We start from the raw sequence: 5,677 nt of genomic DNA, 5'->3' as shown, positions 1-5,677 counted from the left end.
ACTGACACCGATGGTGACGGTGATGCGGATTTGCTCGTCACCGATACCGACAATGACGGATTTAACGATAGTGCGGAAAGTGGGCTAACCTCCACGGGCACGTCGTCAAACGGCATCGATGACGGATCAAACGTCACGTTTGCGGATCAAGACGGTCAGACAGGCAATACGCAAACCGGTGTGGATGGTCTTGAAGACGGTCTCGAGAATGGAACCGACGCTGATACAAGTGATGTCGATTTCCGGTCCATTGATGACGCCGACGGTGACGGCATCGCTGACAACATCGATCTTGACGATGACAATGACGGCATTTTAGACGTTGCTGAAGGCGCGCAGGAAGGCAATGGGAGTGGTTTCTACCAGGTCTTGTCCGGGCAGCTTTTAGACTACGACTTTGTCACAAACGAATACATTGAGGTCGGTGATCCAGCTGGCTTTGGCTACAATGCCCTTGCGATTGATCCCGGTACGGATGATGGCGCTGTTGATGATGTGATTTATGCGGTTGCAACAGGCAACGGGACCGACGCCGACGGTGATGCTGTCGCTCGCGGCGATATCATTACAATTGATCCAGAAACCGGTGACGTTTTTGGCGGCCCATCAATTTCCCTAACCAACGGCGCAGGTTCGACGTTCAATAATGTCAGCACAATTGCTGCGGCGTTCCACGATGATGCTTTGGTCATTCGTGGCCCGGGCAACGCCTTGTATGAGGTTGATCCTCTCACAGGTGCGGGCACGGAAATCGCAGGCAGCTCAGGATTCACGCCAGTTGATTTTGCGATCATTGATGGTGTTGCCTATGGCGGCTCAAATGGCGACCTGTTTTCTTTTGACTTTAATGCGGCATCTCCTGACGTCGAAATCCAAGCCCTTGGTGGTACGAATGTTCCCGGTGGTGGTAACGGCGCGGTGTTTTCTGCCGAAGGCGATCGTCTGTTTTTCTCAAACGCAGATTCAAACCTGTATGAAGTGACAGACTATGACACAACTTCACCGCAGATTGAATTTTTTGCCTCTTTGCCCGCTCCGACAAATGACGGGGCAAGCAACGGCACCCTCTCAGTCCCAACACCGGGCGACACTGATGGCGACGGGATTTTAGATTCCGAAGACCTTGATAGCGACAACGACGGTATAAGTGACATCGAGGAAAGCGGCGTTGACGTGTCGCTTTATGATACCGATGGCAATGGTACGATTGATGCAGACGAAATTGTCGACACCAACAATGACGGTTTGGATGACCGTATTGATGAACTGGACGGCACCCTTGACGGCGAGGTTAACGCTGCGCGCGATACCGACGGTGACGGCATTGCTGATTATCTTGATCTGGACAGCGACAACGATGGTATTTCGGACTTGCGCGAAAGCGGGATTGATCCTGCGCTTGACGCAGACAACGACGGTACGATCGACATCAATGCAGATGGCTCGGCCGGTGGCGAAGCTGCGGACCTGAATCGGGACGGCATCGCTGATGTTGTTCAACAAGACGCAGGTGGCGCGACAATTCCGCTGACTGTGGCCGATACTGATAACGATGGCTTGGCCGATTACATCGATCTGGATTCCGATGATGACGGCATCTCGGATTTCATTGAGAGCCGCCCAACCGACGATTTTGTCCCCTATGACAATACCGACAGCGATGGCGATGGCATCATCGATCTGGTTGATAATGACCCTGCGCCAAATTTTGCCTTTGGTGGCGATTTCAACCCAACCTTGCCTGACATCGACGGAAACGGCACCGCTGACGTGCTCGATCTGGACAGTGACGGCGACGGCATCCTTGACGAAGACGAAAGCGGTCTGACCGGAACAGGTACGTCCACAAATGGCATCGATGACGGATCGAACGTCACTTTTGCGGATCAAGACGGTCAGGTCGGTAACACTGAAACCGGGGTGGATGGGCTAGAGGATTATACCGATAACACGTCTGATAATGATGCCACTGACGTCGATTTCCGTTCGGTTCAAGACAGTGACAATGACGGCATCGGGGATCACGAAGACCTTGATGACGACAATGACGGCATTCTTGACGCCGACGAAATCGGTGACACGGATGGCGACGGCATTGATGACCGGCTTGATCTAGACAGCGATAACGATGGGATCTCTGATCTTGAGGAAAGCGGCGTTGATCTTGATGTCTTTGACACGGATCGTGATGGTCAAATTGACGGTACAAACTTCACCGATACCAACAACGACGGGCTAGACGACGGTGCCGATGCGCTCGACGGAACCTCACTGGATGGTGGTACGGACGCGCCGCGCGATACGGATGGCGACGGCGTTGCAGACCATGTTGATCTAGACAGCGACAATGACGGTATCTCGGATCTGCGCGAGAGCGGGACCGACCCTGCATTGGATGCCAACAACGATGGCACCTTGGATCTGACACCCGGCACAGGCGAGGCCACGGATATCAATAGCGACGGTATCGCCGACGTTGCGCAGCAGGACGCAGGCGGCAACCCCGCGCCGTTCAGCGATGCGCGCGACAGCGACAATGATGGCATCGCCGACCATATCGACATTGACGCCGATAATGATGGCATCACCGACTTTATCGAAGCGCAGTCAACGGCCGACTACCAAGGCACCGATGGCGACGTCAGAGACAATGACGCCGACGGCGACGGTGTGCTCGATATTTTTGAGACAGGCGATGTCGACGACGGTTTGTTTGGCGGCGCATTTGAGGCCCCCGAAGACACGGACGGCACTGGCGACGCGGACTACCTTGATCTTGATAGTGACGATGATGGGTCGTTGGACGAAGACGAAAGCGGTTTTGACAATAGCGGTCCTGACAATAATGGTGACGGCCTGTCAGACACCGCCCCGGGATCTTTTACAGACCCATCAGGCGGCGTCGATGACTTGCTGACGGATCTTGAAAGCGACACAGATGTCGACACAACGGAAACGGATTTCCGATCTGTTCCATGTTTCGTACGCGGCACGTTGATCGCGACCAAGAAGGGTCAGATATCAATCGAAGACCTTGCCGTCGGTGACGAAGTGTTCACGGTCGATGCAGGCTATCAACCTGTTCTTTGGATTGGATCACGTGGTTTAAGCGCCGCTGATCTGGTGATGCATCCCAAGCTACACCCTGTTCGCATCAAAGCAGGCGCGCTGGCGCCCAATTGCCCCGAGAAAGATTTGTTTGTCTCACCGCAGCACCGAATTCTGATCAGATCCAAGATCGCGCAACGGATGTTTGGGGAAAACGAAATACTGGTGCCTGCGATCAAATTGACCGGGCTTGACGGTATTGAGGTGGTCGAAGCATGGCACGGCGTGGAGTACTTCCACATATTATTCGAGCATCATCAGATCGTCGTATCCAACGGAGCCCGGACTGAAAGTCTTTTTACAGGAACCGAAGCCATGAAGTCACTGTCGCAAGAAGCAAAGGCTGAAATTGAGACCTTGTTTCCTGAGATAGTGCAGCCTGGATTTGAACCAGTGTCGGCGCGCGCCATTCCCACAAAAGGACGGCAAATCCGAAATATGGTCGAACGCATCTGCAAGAACGAAAGGCTTCCTGTCGAAACAGACGCTGTATGAAGTACAAAGGTTGGTGCAGATCATCGCACCGGCCTGCGTTCTAGACAGAGACAGGCAGGCATAGGGTTTTAAGTCATAGAAAGAGGAAGTCTCGCCCTAACTTTAGCTGTTTCATGCGCGGCAGATGCCATCATTTATGCGGTTTGTGATGAAGCAAGGGATCCAAAGCTTCGATGCTAATTGTTCGCTTACGTGGGTTCCATGGAACTCATTAACAAAGCAGCGCAGGTTGGCTTCCGCCCAGTTGGTAGAACGGCCATGTCTGTTTTGGGCTGGGAGCTGCCGTCAGACGCAATTGGCACAAACTTCGGCTAAAGGCCATGAGCGTCGAGCCACACAAGGGGCGGATTCCGGACCTTCGCTGCGTTCGCAGTGGAAACGACAACTTACCGGCCTTATGTATCAAACGCACCAAGCGTGCGGACCACTTCAACCCAGCGCGGCGGGGTGTGAGGGGTGATTAAGGTTCTAATTATCTCGCTATGTTGCATGGCTTGCCATTTCAACGAAGCTAACTTGATCCCCCCCCACAGGCACATCCTCCCCGAATGGCAGGCCGTTCTTGGTTCGGACAGCCAGTATCCAGCAAAAAACAGTGCAGGCGGGCTTGCTCTCTCCAATGTCATAAAAAACTGCGCAAGTGCATACCTGAGAGCAGGTGCTTTCACCTTTTGGAAGAACGATGCTGGTGGTGACTTTTGTAGTTGGGCTGCTATTGGGGAAAACTACTCCGGCTCGTGCGGGAATTGCCTCGGCCTTCCTCAACGCCTCAGCGATTTCAACCGCAGGCTCAATCTTATTAGGCGTTTTGCCTTCGTGAATTTGAAATCTGACGTTCTTTGCGGGTCGCCCGCCAATGTTTTTAGGCTTGAACCCTATGGAAACGCGAGTGACTCCGTCCCTCTCATATTGCGCGACAGTCGGAGCGAATTGCATCCAAGGCCGCTTCTCGTCGCGCATGATCTTGTTGGCAGACCTGTGAAGGTTGAGCGTGTAGACAATAGCACCCAGCCCCAAAATGCTAAAGAACCCGGTAACAGCGGTAATCCAAGCTATCCAATCAGTCGCATGAGCCATGCGTTCTTGGGCGCGAAGGTCATAGTATTCGTGTCTTTCGGGATTGCCTTCAGTATATTCTGGTTCAGAATTGTAGCTGAACGTGCCCCGAGCGGGATTTGGCATATTCCATACGCCTTGTCTTGCATTGTTGGATGGATTATCGGCTGCACCGGTATATTGGCAGGGTTGGTTTGGGCAGTAATTTAAACCGATCACACACACCAAGCTGAATATTGTCAGAAGCCCACCAATAGTTAATCCAAGTGCAAAGTTACCGTCTGTAAAGCGCTTAAACATGCCAACATAAACGCCGCTGAAAACTTCCCACGGGATAGCTTATTGGCGACGTTCGCCTCTTTCTCGCTGATTCCAATGGCGTCCAGCCTTTCAACAAGCTGGGCGTAAGTCACCCCCTTACGTTTCAACTCTGACTTAAGCAGGTTTGCGGCCTGCTTTTCCCATTCGTTCTGCTCCGGCATATCTTTTCCGTTAAAAAGTTATCATATTTAGTATGTAACTTATTGTATTCAGTATGTCACTATACTATATTCGATATGAAGATAACGAACATAGTAGAAAACAGAACAATGGCCCAGCACTTCCTTCTTTCAGCAGCATCACGCACCCTAAGCCTTCGCAGCATCTACAAAGCTGGCGAAGCGGCGGCGCATGATGTGTTCTGCAAGATGCGCTGGCCTGAGACTGACGGCAAAGCGGTTTGTCCACAGTGCAGCCACGGTGAGACGTACAAGATCACCACGCGCCGCAAGTTCAAATGCAAGAACTGTCATCACCAGTTTAGCGTAACCTCTGGCACAATCTTTGCATCGCGCAAGATGGACTTTGTGGACCTGTTGGCCGCGATTTTCCTGACCGTGAACGCATCCAAGGGCATGAGCATGGTTCAACTGAGCCGCGACATTGACTGCCAGTACAAGACAGCCTTTGTGCTGGCCCACAAGCTGCGTGAGGCCATCGCGCGTGAGGTCCAGACGGGTGAAGTGCTGGAAGGCCA

Annotated in this window: 4 protein-coding genes; 2 read left to right on the top strand and 2 right to left on the bottom strand. The window is 52.7% G+C overall.

Annotated elements, in window-relative coordinates; genetic code table 11:
• On the top strand, positions 1 to 3,603 hold a 3,603-nt coding region (locus ABJF76_RS17825), incomplete at its 5' end, for a Hint domain-containing protein (protein WP_413822632.1).
• 480 nt (positions 3,604 to 4,083) lie between these two features.
• Here the strand turns inward: ABJF76_RS17825 and ABJF76_RS17820 are convergent.
• Both ABJF76_RS17820 and ABJF76_RS17815 read right to left on the bottom strand, forming a co-directional pair.
• A complete protein-coding gene (locus ABJF76_RS17820; RefSeq protein ID WP_413820767.1) occupies positions 4,084 to 4,959 on the bottom strand; it encodes a hypothetical protein in 876 nt (291 codons plus the stop codon).
• Positions 4,917 to 5,141 (bottom strand): DUF6471 domain-containing protein, encoded by a 225-nt coding sequence (locus ABJF76_RS17815; RefSeq protein ID WP_413820766.1) that lies wholly within the window; start codon positions 5,139 to 5,141, stop codon positions 4,917 to 4,919. Before ABJF76_RS17815 ends, ABJF76_RS17820 begins: the two co-directional genes overlap by 43 nt.
• A gap of 108 nt (positions 5,142 to 5,249) precedes the next feature.
• On the opposite strand from ABJF76_RS17815, the gene ABJF76_RS17810 reads away from it, so the two are divergent.
• A partial coding sequence (locus ABJF76_RS17810) for a transposase (protein ID WP_413822631.1) occupies positions 5,250 to 5,677 on the top strand: 428 nt, incomplete at its 3' end.

The sequence above is a fragment of the Tateyamaria sp. genome, from assembly GCF_039940735.1.
In the GTDB taxonomy this organism is placed as follows: domain Bacteria; phylum Pseudomonadota; class Alphaproteobacteria; order Rhodobacterales; family Rhodobacteraceae; genus Tateyamaria.
This window is presented reverse-complemented; position numbering and strand designations above follow the sequence as displayed.